This window comes from Mycobacterium pseudokansasii (assembly GCF_900566075.1).
Classification (GTDB): Bacteria; Actinomycetota; Actinomycetes; order Mycobacteriales; family Mycobacteriaceae; genus Mycobacterium; species Mycobacterium pseudokansasii.
On record NZ_UPHU01000001.1, the window covers coordinates 3,136,388 to 3,154,294 of the forward strand.

At 66.8% G+C, this 17,907-nt stretch carries 12 protein-coding genes; 6 read left to right on the forward strand and 6 right to left on the reverse strand.

Features of this window, described 5'->3' with window-relative positions:
• Positions 1-120 precede the first annotated feature (120 nt).
• A complete protein-coding gene (locus tag EET10_RS31655) occupies positions 121-1,911 on the forward strand; it encodes a PE family protein (protein ID WP_122502238.1) in 1,791 nt (596 codons plus the stop codon).
• A gap of 601 nt (positions 1,912-2,512) precedes the next feature.
• On the forward strand, positions 2,513-3,727 hold the full coding sequence (locus EET10_RS14235; protein WP_218028465.1) for a cytochrome P450: 1,215 nt from the start codon (positions 2,513-2,515) through the stop codon (positions 3,725-3,727).
• Positions 3,728-3,794: 67 nt separating this feature from the next.
• Here the strand turns inward: EET10_RS14235 and EET10_RS14240 are convergent, their stop codons facing one another.
• Together EET10_RS14240 and EET10_RS14245 are read right to left on the reverse strand one after the other, a co-directional pair.
• Positions 3,795-4,244, reverse strand: a complete 450-nt coding sequence (locus EET10_RS14240; protein ID WP_122502239.1) for a DUF6941 family protein — start codon at positions 4,242-4,244, stop codon at positions 3,795-3,797.
• 233 nt (positions 4,245-4,477) lie between these two features.
• Positions 4,478-6,340, reverse strand: a complete 1,863-nt coding sequence (locus EET10_RS14245) for a DUF4407 domain-containing protein (RefSeq protein ID WP_122502240.1) — start codon at positions 6,338-6,340, stop codon at positions 4,478-4,480.
• A 230-nt stretch (positions 6,341-6,570) separates the two neighbouring features.
• On the opposite strand from EET10_RS14245, the gene EET10_RS14250 reads away from it, so the two are divergent.
• Positions 6,571-7,134, forward strand: coding sequence for a hypothetical protein (locus EET10_RS14250; protein WP_023363964.1), 564 nt, complete (start codon positions 6,571-6,573; stop codon positions 7,132-7,134).
• Between the two features lie 231 nt (positions 7,135-7,365).
• Positions 7,366-7,794, forward strand: coding sequence for a type II toxin-antitoxin system Rv0910 family toxin (locus EET10_RS14255; protein WP_036403138.1), 429 nt, complete (start codon positions 7,366-7,368; stop codon positions 7,792-7,794).
• A gap of 9 nt (positions 7,795-7,803) precedes the next feature.
• Here the strand turns inward: EET10_RS14255 and EET10_RS14260 are convergent, their stop codons facing one another.
• The 4 genes from EET10_RS14260 to malQ form a co-directional block, all read right to left on the reverse strand.
• A complete protein-coding gene (locus EET10_RS14260; protein WP_244601945.1) occupies positions 7,804-8,100 on the reverse strand; it encodes a LapA family protein in 297 nt (98 codons plus the stop codon).
• A 134-nt stretch (positions 8,101-8,234) separates the two neighbouring features.
• Positions 8,235-8,726 (reverse strand): nuclear transport factor 2 family protein, encoded by a 492-nt coding sequence (locus EET10_RS14265; protein ID WP_063467842.1) that lies wholly within the window; start codon positions 8,724-8,726, stop codon positions 8,235-8,237.
• A 16-nt stretch (positions 8,727-8,742) separates the two neighbouring features.
• Positions 8,743-9,630 carry an LLM class F420-dependent oxidoreductase gene (locus EET10_RS14270; RefSeq protein WP_036403135.1) on the reverse strand — a complete coding sequence of 296 codons (888 nt, stop codon included), beginning with the start codon at positions 9,628-9,630 and terminating at the stop codon, positions 8,743-8,745.
• A 118-nt stretch (positions 9,631-9,748) separates the two neighbouring features.
• Complete coding sequence (malQ, locus tag EET10_RS14275; RefSeq protein ID WP_063467880.1) at positions 9,749-11,893, reverse strand: 4-alpha-glucanotransferase; 2,145 nt, start codon at positions 11,891-11,893, stop codon at positions 9,749-9,751.
• A 320-nt stretch (positions 11,894-12,213) separates the two neighbouring features.
• Between malQ and eccB the strand changes: the two genes are divergently transcribed.
• Together eccB and eccCa are read left to right on the forward strand one after the other, a co-directional pair.
• Positions 12,214-13,734, forward strand: coding sequence for a type VII secretion protein EccB (eccB, locus tag EET10_RS14280; protein ID WP_036403132.1), 1,521 nt, complete (start codon positions 12,214-12,216; stop codon positions 13,732-13,734).
• Positions 13,731-17,900, forward strand: coding sequence for a type VII secretion protein EccCa (eccCa, locus tag EET10_RS14285; protein ID WP_122502241.1), 4,170 nt, complete (start codon positions 13,731-13,733; stop codon positions 17,898-17,900). The genes eccB and eccCa overlap by 4 nt, the downstream gene beginning before the upstream one ends.
• The last annotated feature ends 7 nt before the right edge of the window (positions 17,901-17,907 follow it).

A 17,907-nucleotide genomic window follows, 5' to 3' on the forward strand; every position in this document is an offset into this window, starting at 1 on the left:
AAGCGGCGGTGGCAGCGGCGGAACCGGGGAGTCCCGACAACCCAGCGCGCCAACCGACGTGCGGCGTTCGGAATCTTGTGATGGCTGCGGTGAAATCCCGCGTAGTGGAGGGAAAGTGACATGTCATTTGTGATCGCGGGGCCGGAGTTCTTGGCGGAGGCTGGTCGTAATTTGGCTGGGATCGGTTCGACGTTGGTGGAGGCTAATGCTGCGGCGGCGGCCGCCACAACGCGGGTGTTGGCCCCGGCTGTGGACGAGGTGTCAGCGGCGGCCACGGCCTTTTTCAGCGGACACGCGCAGACATATCAGCAGCTCAGCGTTCAAGCCGCGGCTTTTCATGAGCAGTTTGTGCGTACTCTGCTCAGCAACGCTGGCTGGTATCAGCTCACCGAGTCCGCCAACGCCGCGGCGGCGGTCAACCCGCTCAGCGCTGTGAACGCTGCGGCCCAAAACCTGCTGGCCCCCGTTAGAGCGGTAAACACCGCGGCGAACGCTCAATCTCTCGCGCTTACTGGCCGTCCGCTGGTCGGCAACGGCGCCGACGGTGGTCTTGGCCAGCCCGGAAAGCCTGGCGGGTGGTTAGGGGGCAACGGCGGCCGGGGCGGTGACGGTTTGCCTGGCCAGCCCGGAGGTAGAGGCGGTGATGCGACATTCGGCAACGGCGGAGCGGGCGGGCGCGGCGGCATCGGCGGCGGTGCCGGTGGTGACGGGGGCAACGTAATGACACTGGGTAACGGCGGGGCGGGCGGTGCCGGCGGCATCGGCGCGCCCGGCGCCGCCGGCGTCAACCCGATTCAGAGCGTCACCCAGCCTGCGGCAGCCGCAGGTAGCTCCGGCAGCCCCGGTACACCTGGCGGCGCTGGAGCCGACGGGGTCGCCGGGCAGCCCGGCGGTGCCGGCGGCGCGGGTGGAATGGGCTCGACTTCTGTCCCCGGCGGCACGGGTGGCGGTGGCAACGGCGGTGATGGCGGCGATGGCGGTGCAGGTGCGCCGGGCGGCGCGGGCGGCAACGGCGGCGCAGGGATCGGGCTCAGCGGCGGCAATGGCGGTGACGGTGGTGACGGTGGCATTGGCGCCGCCGGCGGCAGGGGCGGTGCCGGCGGCCCCGGGGCTGCCGGTGGCGACGGCGGCCACGGTGGTGACGCCGGCGGAGCCAGCAGCGTGGGCGGCGCCGGTGGCCCGGGTGGACGCGGCGGCAATGGCGGTCACGGTGGATCGATGGGTGGCAATGGTGGCGCCGGCGGCATCGGTGGACCTGGCGGCACGGGTGGCGTAGGAGCTCCCGGTGCCAATGGCGGCAACGGTGGACTCGGCGGCTCGGTCGGCTCAAACGGGGGCGACGGCGGCGACGGTGGCGTTGGCGCGCCGGGTGGCCTTGGCGGCCCTGGTGGCGCCGGCGGTAATGGTGGCAACGGCGGGCAATACGGTCGCGGTGGTGCCGTTGGCGCTGGCGGCGTCGGTGGTGTAGGCGGCATCGGTGGCAGCGGCGGCGCTGGCGGCATCGGTGGCGGCGCCGTGGTCACGGGGACTGGCGGTACCGGTGGCGACGGCGGTGCCAGTGGTGCAGGCGGAGTCGGCGGAGTGGGTGGTCCGGCCGGATCGGCCGGGGCTGGCGGTCCAGCCGGCCCTAATGGCCCGGCTGGACCCGGCGGCGCCTTCGCACCTGGCGGTGCGGGCGGCCGCGGTGGCGCAGGCGGCGTCGGCGGCAGGGGCGGTAGCGGCGGCACCGCCTTCTATGGTGCGACTCCCGGCGCCGGGGGCGTGGGCGGGAGTGGCGGTGCCGGCGCAGCAGGTGGTCTCGGAGGGCCGGGCAGCCCGGCTGGAGGCGTTGGTGCCACTGGCAGCGCCGGCGTCATCGGCAGCAAAGGGTCCACGGGCACGAAGGCCCCGGTTTTGGGGTTCCCACTTTAGGTCTGTTAACGGTTTCCGACGCGGCGGCGCCACCGGCGGGACTCCCGTGAGTCCGATGGCCCGACCGCGTCGGGGATCGGTGGTGGCGCCGTCGATAGCGCCCCCTGCCACCCGCACAGACTGAGGCGCGGGTGGTCCTGCGCTACGAAATGGCGGTCCCTATCCTCGGCTCGTGCTTGGTGAACGCGGCGGTCCAAAATTTGCCGGCTGCGTTGTACCGGTCCTTGGGCGCCGGTTGCAGACCGGTGCTGGGTCAACCTCTTGAGATCGCAGCTGCACGGCGCGCCAGCAGCCTGCGGCTTGGATGGCTTTGCACACCCCGACGGTTTGGCCGCCCATCGAGATCTGACGTCTTGCTCGAAGCGGCAAGCTTCTGAGGCTGCCCAATTTTTTTCTGACCTATATCGGTGAACGGCGAGAATTTCCTTTGCTGCGTTGCGCGGCCTGATCTCAGCCTGAAACGGACGACGATCTCAAGCACACGGTATCCCGCAGGTCAGGTTCACGCGGTGAGACGGCCCGTGGCAGCGTCGCCGGCGGGCAATTTCAATTTGTCGCCACCTCGTTGACTGCTAGGCAACCTGCCAGTCACTCTGGTCAAGTGACAGCCGCCACCGATGCCATCACCCTCTTCGGTGCCGAATCCCTGCAGAATCCGTACCCACTCTACGAGCGCATGCACGCCGCCGGTCCGGTCCACCGCATAGCCGACTCGGCGTTCTACGCCGTGTGCGGTTGGGATGCCGTTCACGACGCCATCAGCCGCCCCGAAGAGTTCTCCTCGAATTTGACTGCCGCGTTGACGTATACCCCCGAGGGGAAGGTCAAGCCGTTCGAGATGGATCAGCTCGACGGTCCCACCCACGTGCTCGCCACCGCCGACGACCCTGCCCACGCGGTGCACCGCAAGCTGTTGGTGCGTCACTTGGCGGCCAAGCGAATCCGCGTAATCGAGCACTTCGCCGCCGAGACCGCAGAGCGGCTCTGGGCCGACGGCTTGCGGGAGGGGCGCATCGAATGGATGGGTGCCATGGCCAACCGGCTGCCGATGATGGTCGTGGCTGAGCTCATCGGCGTCCCCCACGCCGACGTCGCTCAACTGGTGAAGTGGGGATATGCTGCCACTCAGCTCCTCGAAGGGTTGGTTAGTCAAGAGCAACTCGCCGCCGCGGGCGTCGCCGTAATGGAACTCAGCGGCTACATCTTCGAGCAATTCGGCTGGGCGGCCACCAACCCGCAGAGCAACCTGCTCGGGGAGCTGGTCACCGCCTGCGCATCCGGTGAAATCGACACGCTCACCGCCCAAATCATGATGGTCACCTTGTTCGCCGCCGGCGGAGAGTCCACGGCCTCGTTGCTGGGCAGCGCGGCGTGGATGCTCGCCAGCCGCCCCGATATCCAGCTACAAGTCCGAGAGAAACCGGAGCTGCTCGCGGCGTTCATCGAAGAGACGTTGCGCTACGAGGCCCCATTCCGGGGCCACTACCGGCACGTGCGAAGAGATACCAGCTTGGCCGGCGTCGAACTCCCGGCTGATTCGCACCTCTTGCTGCTGTGGGGCGCGGCCAACCGCGATCCGGCCCAGTTCGAGTCACCCGAGCAATTCCGTCTTGACCGCGCAGGAGGCAAGGGCCACATCAGTTTTGGGAAGGGCGCACACTTCTGCGTGGGTGCCGCGCTGGCACGTCTGGAGGCGCAGATCGTCTTGCGGCTACTGCTCGACAGAACCGCACCCATCGAGGCCGCCGACGTCGGACGATGGTTGCCAAGCATTTTGGTGCGCCGCCTTGAACACCTCGAGTTGACGGTGAGATAGCAGCTTCGACAGCATTGGACGCGGCTTGGCCGTGCCGCACGGCGGCAGTGCATTGCCATGAGGACTCTTACTCGAAGGACATCGGCGAATGGCCTCCACCGGTCACGATGAAAGCCTCGACCGCCGTGGCCTGCTCGAAGCCCTCCACCTCCACCCGCCACTCGTAGAGTCCCGGTTCCAACGGAATTCCCGGCGGGATACTGAGGGCAAGCGGCATCCGGACCGAAGTGCCGTGGATCGATCCGGGCATCCGGCCTGCCTCGGCGGCGGCTTCGAACAGCATGGGCTGTGGGCCATGCGGCCCCGTCACTACCACCGGATCTCCATCGGTGGTCAGCAGTTGGCACGTCAACTTGTGCTGTCGGTTGGTCTCATCCCAGTCGATGTCCAAAAAAAGCACCAAAGCGAAAGGGGGAGTGGGTGTTTGGCATTGTCGCCAGCCCAGCCCGAGGGCGTGGACCTTACCCGACTGGGGGTCGGCCTGCGCTGCGTCCGCCAGCAAAAGGCTGACTTTCATGAGGCCGCCGGCATTGCGATCGGCGATCGGGATATCACCTTGAGAACGTGTCCTGTGCTGCCGTCAAGAGACCCACGAGATCCTGTCCTTGTCCGTCGTTACGCCGTGCTGGGCACGGTCAGCATGGTGCCGTCCGAGATACCATCGCTAACAGAATCCCATGCGACCTGACCCGGCATGCTGCCTGCCAGCGTGTGTCGCACCATGTTACTTACCGCGGTTACCTACCGGGGTTACTTACCGGGGGGCAGCTGACGCGGACCATCGGGGGAACTCAGCTCGGCCGGCCCCTCCCGCCCGACCAGCCCACGCCGATTCGCACGTCCGGTCGATCCCATCGACAACCCGGACAGATCTTGCGGAGATTGCTCCAACGGCCGGTATCGCTCGTTGGGGCTCAGTCCCTCATAGTTTCCGTCGTAGCTGCCGGTGTCGGCCTCGCCACGTGACGATTCGATACGGTTCACGCCGGCCGGGGCCTCAGCAACGGGGGATTGAGGCGTCGGCTGGTCACGTCTGCTGTTGGAGCTGTCGGGGCTGTCGGAACTTTCGGAGTTGACGGTGACCTTGCGGGTGCGCTTGAACGAAAAAGCGATTTCTTCGACCTCTTCGAACACCTGACGTGCGGTGCGCAGTGGCTGAGTGGTGTTGTCGATCACCCGCGCCACGAACGGGGGCATCAACGGCCGTATCCATCGCGCCGCAGCCTTGGTGGCGTCCGGAATCGACGGAATCAGCGGGCCGCCGCGCTCAGTCTCATCCGCTGCCACTGTCCCGCTTGAGTCGACCTGCGCCGGAAGCCGTTCCGGTGGTTGAGCGAGGCGATCCGCTGTTCCAGCCGGCAATTGGGCGACGGCGCGGCTGGCGGCCTCTGCTTCGGCCGCGATAGGCAGATACATGTCTTCCTCTACTTCCTCGACTGGCTCGACTGCCTCGAAATGACGCTGCGACGACGCGCGCACGGGAAGCTCCAGCGCTTCGCTGACACGACGGCGTTGCTGTTCCCGGTCGATTTCGGCCTGTGCCTCGATCGCCAGGCGGGTCTGGGTCAGTTGATGCTCGGCCCACATGATTTCGGCGGCGCGGCGAACTTCGGCACGTTTGATCGCGATGGCGGTCTCGGCCTCGAGTTCGGCGCGGTCCCGCTCGGCGCGCGCGGCCGCGTGGCGGTCATGTGTCGTCTCACCACGCCATAGCCGCAGGATCAGCGGCAGCAGATACACCAGCGCGAAGAACGCGATCAGCAGCGCCCGCAGCACCAACGCGCCTGCGCTGGCGAGGGTTACGTCGTTCATTGCCACCCAGCGAGTGCCCAGCCCGCGACCCGCGTCGGCCACCACCGCGTGGCGAGCCGTGTTGAGGGCCTCCTGGTCCTGCCGCACCCTGGCGTCGAGGTCGGGTGCCTGGCGGTCGCGAGCCGCCAACGCATTGTCCAATTCACGCTGCGCATCGGCGAGAAGGTCATTGGCCGTTCGTGTTTCGGGTCCTTGACCGGGAACGCCCGTGATCCTGGTCTGCGGGCAACCCGGTGTGGGGTGGTATTCGCAGCGCGCGACCACCAGAGCCGTGTCCAGATGCCCCCGAGCCTGTTCGACCCCGTTGTCGAGCGCGGCCCGCGCAGCACGGGACTGTTGCAGCGACGCCGACGCCTGCGCGACAGCGGGCACGGAGTCGGCGTTGCGCAGTGCGCGTTCGTCGAGCCGCTGATCGATGGCACCGGAAAACGCAACGAGCGCTGCGAGCTCGCCGACCACGACGCCGACGGCGAGAGCGACCCCGGCGCGTCCCGCGATGCCGGACCGGCCCCGGCCTGGTCCACCGGCGGTACCGCGGACCACCGCGCCGACCAGTAGGGCGAACACCAAGGTCACGGCAACGACGGCCCAGGTGGGCCAGGCCGTCGATTCGCTCACCGCCAAGCTCGCCACGAGCCAGGCCAGCCCGGATCCGAAGGCCACCACAGCGCCTGCTACGGCGTGGGTTGACCGCTCGTGACGCTCACCGAGTTCACCCCAGTGTCCGCCGCCGAGCCAGGTCAGCAGTCCCTCGATGCGGGTTACGACCGAGCGCTGATCAGGATTTTCGTGGGCGCACATGAGACTCCAAACACCTCCAGGTACTTCCAGCGTGGCAGGCCGCCACCCGACTTATCGAATCGAAGCGGCCGCTTGTGGGGTTGTTCACAACTCGCGGCAGATGTCGCAGATCACACTGCCGCGGTGGGGACCGGTCCGCTGGGACATCTGACGTCGAATGACGTCAAATTTCGCGCGACGCGAACCGATCAGCGACCGTTACGCCAGTTGACGTGAGACGGTATAAACCTATGCAACATCACGACTACCTCACCTACGAAGACTTCGGCCGCAGATTCTTCGAGGTTGCCGTCACACCGGAGCGGGTGGCGGCATCATTCGCCGAAATCGCCGGCAGCGAATTCGACATGGAACCGATCGCCCAAGGCCCGGGAGGGATCGCCAAGGTCAGCGCGCATGTCAAGATCAACGAGCCGCGTGTGACCCGAAAGCTCGGTGACCTCATCACATTTGTGATCCACATTCCGCTATCGATCGACCTGCTGCTGGACCTCCGGCTCGACAAGCAACGGTTCAAGGTGGCCGGAGATATCGCGCTGCGCGCCACCGCACGTGCTGCCGAGCCGCTGCTGCTGATCGTCGACGTCGCCAAACCGCGGCCCTCCGATATCACCGTCAACGTGTCGTCCAAATCGATTCGCGGGGAGGTGCTGCGCATTCTGGCCGGTGTTGACGGCGAGATCCGGCGGTTCATCGCCCAGTACGTCGCTGAGGAGATCGATTCACCGCAGTCGCAGGCCGCCCAGGTCATCGATGTAGCCACCCAATTGGATACCGCCTGGAAAGGAATTTAGCCGCAAGGCGGCGAGGGCAACGGGGTTGGCACTGGTTCTGCGGCAACGGGATTGGGCCTGCAACAGGCTGGATTGGTCGGCGCGAAATCGGCGCTCGCCGGCAGACAGCCCGGATTATCGGGGTTTTTCGGAGTTTATCGGGCCGCGGTGCCTGGGTATGTAACCCCGAACGTATGGCGCGGCTCCGGCCTGTCGGGAGCAGGGCCGCCGAACCAGGGAGCGGGTTAACACATGGCGCGTGTGGAGGTGTCAACGTCATCCAACGTCGACCCTGAGTCTGCCTGGAAAATCGCCTCCGACCTGCACCGATTCGACGAATGGATGACGATATTCGGAGGCTGGCGCGGGGCGGTGCCATCGACGATCGAGGAGGGCTCCCGCGTCTCGTCACTGATCAAGGTGAAGGGTTTTCGCAACGTCATTCACTGGACGGTCACCGAGCACGACGAGCCGACCTCGATCCAGCTGCATGGCTGCGGTCGGGGCGGAATCCGGATCGCTGTCGCGGTGACTGTCACCGCCAACCATCCGGGGTCGGATTTCCATCTGACGGCTGACCTGAAAGGCGGTCTGCTCGGCGGGCCGGTTGGGCGGCTCGTCGCCAGAGTTCTGCGCCCCGAGATTCAGAACTCGGTGGACAACCTCGCAGCTTTGCAGTAGCCGGCACACCTACATCTCAGGCCGCTCGGAGTGGCCCAACGGCCGCTGCCGTTCGGCTTCGCGAACTCGCCTGCGCTCCATGGCAAGCCAAGCCAGACCGGCGCCGAACGAGAGCAGTCCGCCGATGGCGGCCGCGAGGCCGAGTCCTACCTGTCCGAGTGCGAAATTGGCGAGGGACACCACGAAAGCCAGCACGCCGCCAGCGACGACAACCAGACCGGGCGCGTGCTGGGCGTCGTTGATGCGTTCCGCCGAGTCGTGGGCGTAGGGACGTCGGTGGATGGCATGGCGCGAGATGCCCCCCATGAACGCCTCCTTCAGGTTGAGGTCCCCCGGGCCGGCAAACCGCCGGGGCCGGTCAGCACCTTCGGAATTCCCGAAATGTCGCATGGCCAAACGACTTCGCTTGCCGTGGCGTGGAAAGCGGAGTCGGCAGCCGCTCACGCCGGCGGCAGTTGGTCGCGCGGCAGCAATCGGCGTACCGGCCGGCTTTCAATGGCGTGGATCGTCAAGGCGCGGCTACTGATTCGCCAGCCCGAATCGGTCAGCTGGTACTCGTCGTCGTACCGCAGATGCCAGACCACGTCGACCAGGTCATCGCCGCGCCGGCTCCAATGGTGCGCGATGCAGGTGATACGCCCTCGCGCGACACCCGGGCCCGGGGCGTGGTCATAGACCTCTCCGACGATCGCGTGTTCGGTACGCATGGTTTGGGCGACGGCCGCTATGGCGGTGGCGATGGCCATTCGGCCCCGGTGCGAATGGACCGGTGTCAGTGTGGCGGGGGGGTCGGGTGTCGTCAGCTCGGCTGCCACAGTGAAAAGGTCGGCCGCAGCGTCGAATTCGCTGTCATCGACGTGGGCCGCATACCGGTGCACCAGATCGCTGAGTGCCAGCCGATCGGCCGGCGCAAGAGACTCGGCAGGGGTCATCAGACCTCACGAGACCTCAAGAAACCAATCCCAGACGCTGCGCGCACGCCGACACGATGTCTTTGGCGTGCTCGATATCGGTGGTCGGCGGCATGCCCAGCACGATCCTGTCGGCGCCCTCATCGACCAGGCGGGCCGCGCGTTCGCTGTCGATCTTGGTCACCAGGTGGCCCAAAGAGACCTCCAGGGATACCGGATCGCGGCCGGCCGAGGACGCCTCCTCACGCATCAGCGCGATCAGTGCAGCGAGCCGCAGTCCGGCCACGCCGAGTGGCTGGAAGCCATCGCCGAAGCGCCCGGCCCTGCGCGCGGCCGCCCGGCTGTGCCCGCCGATGTGAATCGGAAGCCGCCCAACCGGTTTGGGGTAGCACATGGCGTTGTCGAAGCTGAAGAACTCGCCGTGGTGAGAAGCGCCGTGCGGGTGGTCGGCCCACAATGTCCGCAGCACAGCCAGCTGTTCGTCGGCCCTGCGGCCGCGGCTGTCGAACTCCGCCCCGCAGGCCTCGAGCTCCTCTTTGAGCCATCCCACACCCACACACAGCCGCAGCCTGCCGCCGGAGAGGGCATCGATCGTCGCAGCGCGTTTGGCCAGCACCACGGGGTGATGGTTGGGCAGCACCAAGACTCCGGTGGCCAAACCGAGCCGCTTCGTCCGGCCGGCCAGAAACCCGAGCAGATCGAGCGGGTCGGGAATCGGGCAGTCCGCGGCCAGCCCAACCCGCCCGGAACGGTCGTACGGATACACGCTGTCGTACCGGGTGACCAGCACGGTGTGCTCAGCGACGATGATCGATTCGAAGTTGCAAGCCTCGAGGTGCAGCGCGAAGCAGGTCATCCAGTCCGGGTCCGCGGTGACTCCGTCGGCGACCGGGGCGACCACCGCCACCGAGGGCGTGGCCGTCATCGATGCGCCCCGTGGGGATCAGCGGCATCAGCCGCAGGGCGTACCGGGACTTCCGCCGCGCGACGGCCGGAGACGCACCGCAGAGATGTCACGACATCCGACGCTAACAGGACGATTCTCAGGTGACCTCGGGAGCCGTCACGGCTCGCATCACGTCGGCCAAGGTCGCTGCCCTCTCGTCCGTGAAGATGTCCTCGAGCAGCACCTGCTTGCCGTCTGGACCGGTCAGTGGAACCCGCCAGTTGGGGTACTCATCGGTAGTGCCTGGCTGATTCTGCGTCCGCCGATCGCCGACCGCGTCGGTCAAAGCCACTCCCAACAGGCGTGACGGCGTTCGGCCGAGGTATCGATAGAAGGCAAACAGGGTCTGCTGCGGGTCGGCTTCGGCCCCGTCCGCTAACAGGCCGACCCGACGCAATTCCGCTATCCAGGCGTCCTGATCGGCCCGATGCGCCTCGAGTTCGGCTTCCACCGGCCGGGTCAACAAACCGAGAGACTCGCGCAGCCGCACGTGGTCGCCGGCCAGATACCCGGCCGTCGGCGGCAGGTCGTGGGTGGTGACCGACGACAAGCAGTACTCGCGCCAGCGCTCGGCCGGCAGCGGACCGCCATTTCCGTCCCGATCCAGCTCGAACCAGAGAATCGAGGTGCCCAGCAGGCCGCGCAAGAATAGATAGTCGCGCACCCACGGTTCGACGGTGCCGAGATCCTCCCCGACTACGACCGCCTCGGCCCGATGCGCTTCCAGCGCGACGATGCCGATCATCGCCTCGTGGTCGTATCGCACATACGTGCCATGAGTCGGCGCCGCTCCCGCTGGGATCCACCACAGCCGGAACAGCCCGATGATGTGGTCGATCCGGACTCCGCCCGCGTGCCGCAGCACAGCCCGGATGAGGGCGCGAAACGGTTGATACTCCTGCTCATCGAGCCGGTCGGGTCGCCATGGCGGCTGAGACCAGTCCTGGCCAAGCTGATTGAACTCATCCGGTGGCGCGCCGGCGGTCACGCCCAACGCCAGCACGTCCTGTAGCGCCCATGCGTCGGCACCGTCGGGGTGGACGCCCACGGCGAGGTCATGCATGATGCCCAACGACATTCCGGCCCGGCTGGCCCCGGACTGCGCCGCGGCGAGCTGTTCGTCGAGCTGCCATTGCAGCCACCGGTGGAAATCGACCGCGACGGCGTGTTTGTCGACGAAACGGGCAACACCGGGGGCATCGGGGTGCTGCAGCGACTTCGGCCATCGATGCCAGTCACCGCCGTACTTTTCGGCAAGCGCGCACCAGGTGGCGAAGTCGTCCAGGGCGCGGCCCTCCCGGGACCGGAACGCCGCATAGGCCAACTCGCGTCCTGCCGATCTCGGCACCCGGTGGATCAGCTCGAGAGCCTTGCGCTTGGCCCGCCACGCGCTGTCCCGGTCGATGGTGTCGCACCGGTCCGAGCGCTGCTGCACCTCGGTGCGCAGTTGCCGGACTCGGCTGCGCTTGGCCAGCTCGGCGAACTCCGGAATGGCCTCCACCCTCAGGTAGAGAGGGTTGAAGTAGCGCCGCGAGGTCGGCAGGTACGGCGACGGCTCCATGGGTGTTGTGGGTGCCGCCGCGTGCAACGGGTTGACCAGGACATAGTCGGCGCCGTGCCGGTAAGCCGACCACAGCGCCAGTTCAGCCAGGTCGGTGAGATCGCCGATACCCCACGACCGTCGGGACCGCACGCTGTAGAGCTGGGTGGCCAGGCCCCAGGCCCGACGATTGCCGAGCTTTTCCGGCAGCCCGACCCAGTCCGGCGTGACGATGAGCGCGGTGCCGGTCTCGTCGTCGCCGGAGCGCAGCTGCACGCGGTGATACCCGAGCGGTAGGTCGGCGGGCAGCACAAAGCTCGCTTCGCCGATCCAGCGTCCGTCCAGCTCGAACGGCGGGGTGAAGTTGTCGGTCTGCTGCACCCCGCCGCGTAGCGTGCCGTCCTCGAGGCGCAACCACACGTCGGCGGGCGCACCGTGAGTGACGTGCACCCAGAACCGCGTCGCCGCACCAGCGCGCGCCACGATGGTCGCCGGCAGCGAACGGGCCCAGTACGACCGGAGTTGTTCGGTCAGTGCCGCGTTGCGCTCCTCCTCGGTTCGCGCGGCAACGCCGAACGCGGCCAGCACGGCCACCAGTGTGTCCGCGCAGACACGCACGTCGTGGCCGGTCCAGTCCTGATATTCGGTGGCGATACCGAGTCGGCGGGCAAGTTCGACCAACGACGGCGCGAGCTCAGTCATGGCGCCCATCTTGCGTCCAACATCGCTGCGCGCGGACGGCGGGGCGGTCTGGCTTGTCCGGTTCGCCGCGGGCTCACCGCACCGCGCGTTTACTTCCCAGCTCAGAGACGTTAAACCGGCCGCAACATTTCCGCGCGCCGAGACGGCGATTGGTCGCTACGATGCAATGAAGACACGACGAATCCTTGGGGGATCTAGTGCGGTAAGGGCCGTATGGCGCCGTCCTTTCGGGTGCCCTACGGTTATCGATGTCGTCAGCATTTCTCCACATATTTGGGCCAATATCCAGGCGTTCTGAACAGACCGGAAGGTGATCTAGCGTGGCTGAAGAGAGCCGCGGGCAGCGGGGGTCGGGGTACGGCCTTGGATTGTCCACGCGGACCCAGGTAACGGGTTATCAGTTCCTGGCGCGCCGAACCGCGATGGCATTGACCCGCTGGCGGGTGCGCATGGAGATCGAACCCGGCCGGCGGCAGACGCTGGCGGTGGTGGCATCGGTGTCTGCGGCCCTGGTGATCTGCCTGGGCGCGTTGCTGTGGTCGTTCATCAGCCCGTCGGGCCAGTTGAACGAGTCGCCGATCATCGCCGACCGGGATTCCGGCGCGCTCTTCGTCCGGGTCGGGGACCGGTTGTATCCTGCGCTGAACTTGGCATCGGCACGGTTGATCACCGGGCGGCCGGACAACCCGCATCTGGTTAAGGGAAGCCAGATCGCCAGCCAACCGCACGGCCCGCTGGTGGGCATCCCCGGCGCGCCGAATCAGTTCTACCCGAAGAGTCCGCCGGCGTCGTCGTGGCTGGTCTGTGACACCGTGTCCACCTCGTCGAGCCTCGGGTCGTCGCAAGGGGTCTCCGTCACCGTCATTGACGGCACTCCCGATCTCAGCAGCCACCGGCGGGTATTGAAGGGTTCCGATGCCGTGGTGCTCAGCTATGGCGGAGACGCGTGGGTCATCCGCGAGGGGCGCCGGTCCCGCATCGACGCCACCAACCGGTCGGTGCTGCTGCCGCTGGGGTTGACGCCGGAACAGGTCAGTCAGGCCCGACCGATGAGCCATGCGCTCTACGACGCCCTGCCGGTGGGGCCCGAGCTGCTGGTGCCCGAAGTACCCAACGCGGGTGCTCCGGCGACTTTCCCCGGTGCTCCCGGTCCGGTGGGCACGGTGCTCGTCACGCCGCAAATCAGTGGGCCGCAACAGTATTCGCTGGTCTTGGCCGACGGCGTGCAGACCCTGCCGCCCTTGGTGGCCCAGATCATGCAGAACGCCGGACGGCCGGGGAATACCAAGCCGGTGACGGTGGAACCCTCGGCGTTGGCCAAGATGCCGGTGGTCAACAGGATAGATCTGTCCGCCTACCCGGATGAACCGCTCAATGTGCTGGACATCCGGGAAAATCCGTCGACGTGCTGGTGGTGGGAACGGACCAGGGGTGAGAACCGGGCCCGCGTCAAGGTGATCTCCGGGCCTACCATCCCGGTCGCGACCCATGAAATGCACAAGGTGGTTGACCTGGTGAAGGCCGACATGAGCGGCCGTGAAGCTGACCACGTCTATTTCGGACCCGACTATGCCAACTTCGTCGCTGTCACCGGCAACAACCCCGCCGCTCAGACCACCGAATCGCTGTGGTGGCTCACCGACGCGGGCGCGCGGTTCGGGGTGGAGGACACCAAGGAAGCCCGCGAGGCGTTGGGTCTGAGCCTGGCCCCGAGCATGGCCCCGTGGGTGGCGCTGCGGCTGCTGCCGCAGGGGCCCACGCTGTCTCGAGCCGATGCGCTGGTCGAACACGACACCTTACCCATGGACATGACCCCCGCAGAATTGGTGGTACCCAAGTGAAACGTGGTTTTGCCCGGCCGACCGCGGAAAAGCCGCCGGTGATCAAGCCGGAGAACATCGTCCTGCCGACACCGCTGAGCATTCCGCCGCCGGAGGGCAAGCCCTGGTGGCTGATCGTGGTGGGCGTCGTCGTGATCGGCCTGCTGGGCGGCATGGTCGCGATGACGTTCGCCAGCGGGTCACGCGTGTTCGGCGGCGCCGGCGCCATCTTCCCGATCTTCATGGTCGGCGGGATGATGATGATGATGTTCGGCGGCCGATTCGGCGGCCAGCAGCAGATGAGCCGTCCCAAGCTGGACGCGATGCGCGCTCAGTTCATGTTGATGCTGGACATGCTGCGCGAGACGGCCCAGGAGTCGGCCGACAGCATGGACTCCAACTACCGGTGGTTCCACCCGGCGCCCACCACACTGGCGGCAGCAGTGGGGTCGCCCCGGATGTGGGAGCGCAAGCCCGACGGCAAAGACCTCAACTTCGGCGTGGTGCGCGTCGGCGTGGGCATGACGCGCCCGGAGGTGACCTGGGGCGAGCCGCAGAATATGCCGACCGACATCGAGCTCGAGCCGGTGACCGGTAAGGCGCTTCAGGAGTTCGGGCGCTATCAAAGCGTCGTCTACAACCTGCCCAAGATGGTTTCGCTGCTGGTTGAGCCCTGGTATGCGCTCGTCGGGACCCGTGAGCAGGTGCTGGGCCTGATGCGGGCGATCATCTGCCAGCTGACGTTCTCCCACGGACCGGACCATGTGCAGTTGATCGTGGTCAGTTCCGATCTGGACGAGTGGGACTGGGTGAAGTGGCTTCCGCACTTCGGTGACTCACGCCGTCATGATGCGGCCGGTAATGCGCGGATGGTCTACAGCTCGGTCCGCGAGTTCGCCGCCGAGCAAGCCGAATTGTTCGCCGGACGTGGGTCGTTCACGCCCCGGCACGCCAGCTCGTCGGCGCAGACGCCGACGCCGCACACCGTGATCATCGCCGATGTCGACGACCCGCAGTGGGAGTACGTGATCAGCGCCGAAGGCGTGGACGGGGTGACGTTCTTCGATCTGACCGGCTCTTCGATGTGGACCGATGTCCCGGAGCGCAAGCTGGAATTCGACGAGAAGGGTGTGATCGAGGCGCTGCCGCGCGACCGCGATACCTGGATGGTGATCGACGACAAGGCCTGGTTCTTCGCGCTGAGCGACCAGATGAGCATCGCCGAGGCCGAAGAATTCTCCCAGAAGTTGGCGCAGTGGCGCCTCGCCGAGGCCTACGAGGAGATCGGTCAACGGGTGGCCCACATCGGGGCCCGAGACATCCTGTCCTACTACGGAATTGACGAACCGGGCAGCATCGACTTCGACTCGCTGTGGGGCAACCGCACCGACACGATGGGCCGGTCGCGATTGCGGGCGCCGTTCGGCATCCGCTCCGACAACGGCGAACTGCTGTTCTTGGACATGAAGTCGCTGGACGAAGGCGGCGACGGCCCGCACGGTGTCATGTCCGGGACGACCGGTTCGGGTAAGTCGACGCTGGTGCGGACCGTGATCGAGTCGTTGATGCTCGGCCATCCACCGGAGGAGCTGCAGTTCGTTTTGGCCGACCTCAAGGGTGGTTCGGCGGTCAAGCCGTTCGCCGGGGTGCCGCACGTGTCGCGCATCATCACCGACCTGGAGGAAGACCAGGCGTTGATGGAACGGTTCCTGGACGCGCTATGGGGCGAGATCGCCCGCCGTAAAGCAGTGTGCGACAACGCCGGGGTCGACGACGCCAAGGAGTACAACTCGGTGCGCACCCGGATGCGGGCCCGAGGCCAGGACATGCCGCCGTTGCCGATGCTCGTGGTGGTCATCGACGAGTTCTACGAATGGTTCCGGATCATGCCGACCGCGGTCGATGTTCTGGACTCGATCGGCCGGCAGGGCCGTGCGTATTGGATCCACCTGATGATGGCGTCACAGACCATCGAGAGCCGGGCCGAAAAGCTCATGGAGAACATGGGTTATCGCTTGGTGCTGAAGGCGCGTACCGCCGGGGCGGCGCAGGCCGCCGGCGTGCCGAATGCGGTGAACCTGCCGGCACAGGCCGGTCTGGGTTATTTCCGCCGGAGCCTCGAGGACATCACCCGCTTCCAGGCCGAGTTCCTGTGGCGCGACTACTACGCCCCGGGCGGCACCATCGACGGCGACGAAGCGCCGGTTCTGGTGCACAACATCGACTACATCCGGCCGCAGCTATTCACCAACTCGTTCACGCCGCTGGAGGTGAGTGTGGGCGGGCCGCAAATCGAGGCGGTCGTCGCGCACGCCAACGGCGAGGTGATCGAGGGCGAGGGCGCCGACGCCGAGGAGGAAGAGGAAGGCGTGCGGACCCCCAAGGTCGGCACGGTGATCATCGATCAGCTGCGCAAGATCAAGTTCGAGCCCTACCGGTTGTGGCAGCCGCCGCTGACCGTTCCGGTAGCCATCGATGAGCTGGTCAACCGATTCCTCGGCCACCCGTGGCAGAAGGACTACGGTTCGGCGCGGAATCTGGTGTTCCCGATCGGGATTATCGACCGCCCCTTCAAGCACGACCAGCCACCGTGGACGGTCGACACCTCGGGCCCCGGTGCCAACGTCTTAATCCTTGGCGCGGGCGGTTCGGGCAAGACCACCGCTCTGCAGACGCTGATCTGCTCGGCGGCGCTGACCCATACTCCCGAGCAAGTTCAGTTCTACTGCTTGGCGTACAGCAGCACCGCACTGACAACGGTGGCGCGCTTCCCTCATGTGGGCGAGGTCGCCGGTCCCACCGACCCCTATGGTGTGCGCCGGACAGTGGCCGAATTGCTGGCGTTGGTGCGCGAGCGCAAACGGAGCTTCCTCGAACACGGCATCGCGTCGATGGAGATGTTCCGCCGGCGCAAGTTCGGCGGAGAAGCCGGGCCGGTACCCAACGACGGGTTCGGCGATGTGTACCTGGTGATCGACAACTACCGGGCACTGGCCGAAGAAAACGAAGTACTGATCGAGCAGGTCAACCTGATCATCAACCAGGGCCCCTCGTTCGGGGTGCACGTGGTGGTCACCGCGGATCGCGAATCGGAGCTGCGGCCGCCGGTGCGCAGCGGTTTCGGTTCCCGGGTCGAACTGCGATTGGCCGCGGTGGAGGACGCCAAGCTGGTGCGTTCCCGCTTCGCCAAGGACGTTCCCGTCAAGCCCGGCCGCGGCATGGTTGCGGTCAACTATGTCCGGTTGGACAGCGACCCGCAGGCGGGTCTGCACACCCTGGTGGCTCGGCCGGCGCTGGGCAGTACGCCCGACAACGTCTTCGAGTCCGACAGTGTGGTCGCGGCGGTAAGCCGGCTGACAACCGCCCAAGCCCCGCCGGTACGCCGGCTGCCGGCGCGATTCGGCGTGGAACAGGTGCGCGAGCTGGCCGCACGCGACACCCGTCAAGGTGTGGGTGTCGGCGGAATCGCCTGGGCGATATCGGAATTGGATCTGCAGCCGGTCTACCTCAACTTTGCCGAGAACTCGCACCTGATGGTGACCGGTCGGCGCGAATGTGGGCGCACGACGACGCTGGCCACGATCATGTCCGAAATCGGGCGGCTCTACGCGCCGGGCGCCAGCAGCGCACCGCCGCCTCCGCCCGGACGGCCCTCCGCGCAGGTATGGCTGGTCGACCCGCGCCGTCAGCTGCTGACGGCGCTGGGTTCGGATTATGTGGAGAAGTTCGCCTACAACCTCGACGGTGTCGTCGCGATGATGGGTGAGCTGTCGGCGGCCCTGGCCGGCCGTGAGCCGCCGCCGGGTTTGTCCGCCGAGGAACTGTTGTCGCGGTCGTGGTGGAGCGGGCCGGAGATCTTCTTGATCGTCGACGACATCCAGCAGCTGCCGCCGGGCTTCGATTCCCCGTTGCACAAGGTCGTTCCGTTCGTCAACCGGGCTGCCGACGTCGGCTTGCACGTGATCGTCACCCGGACCTTCGGTGGCTGGTCTTCGGCAGGCAGCGACCCGATGTTGCGGGCGCTGCACCAGGCCAATGCACCACTGCTGGTGATGGACGCCGATCCGGACGAGGGCTTCATCCGCGGCAAGATGAAGGGGGGTCCGCTGCCACGTGGCCGAGGCCTGCTGATGGCCGAGGACACCGGGGTGTTCGTTCAGGTCGCTGCCACCGAGTGGCGGAGGTAAGACCGTC

Excerpts from the sequence above, each read along its gene's own strand:
- EET10_RS31655 (WP_122502238.1), top strand. The coding sequence starts at position 121 with ATGTCATTTGTGATCGCGGGGCCGGAGTTCTTGGCGGAGGCTGGTCGT.
- EET10_RS14240 (WP_122502239.1), bottom strand. The coding sequence starts at position 4,244 with ATGAAAGTCAGCCTTTTGCTGGCGGACGCAGCGCAGGCCGACCCCCAG.
- EET10_RS14245 (WP_122502240.1), bottom strand. The coding sequence starts at position 6,340 with ATGTGCGCCCACGAAAATCCTGATCAGCGCTCGGTCGTAACCCGCATC.
- EET10_RS14250 (WP_023363964.1), top strand. The coding sequence starts at position 6,571 with ATGCAACATCACGACTACCTCACCTACGAAGACTTCGGCCGCAGATTC.
- EET10_RS14255 (WP_036403138.1), top strand. The coding sequence starts at position 7,366 with ATGGCGCGTGTGGAGGTGTCAACGTCATCCAACGTCGACCCTGAGTCT.
- EET10_RS14260 (WP_244601945.1), bottom strand. The coding sequence starts at position 8,100 with ATGGGGGGCATCTCGCGCCATGCCATCCACCGACGTCCCTACGCCCAC.
- EET10_RS14265 (WP_063467842.1), bottom strand. The coding sequence starts at position 8,726 with ATGACCCCTGCCGAGTCTCTTGCGCCGGCCGATCGGCTGGCACTCAGC.
- EET10_RS14270 (WP_036403135.1), bottom strand. The coding sequence starts at position 9,630 with ATGACGGCCACGCCCTCGGTGGCGGTGGTCGCCCCGGTCGCCGACGGA.
- malQ (WP_063467880.1), bottom strand. The coding sequence starts at position 11,893 with ATGACTGAGCTCGCGCCGTCGTTGGTCGAACTTGCCCGCCGACTCGGT.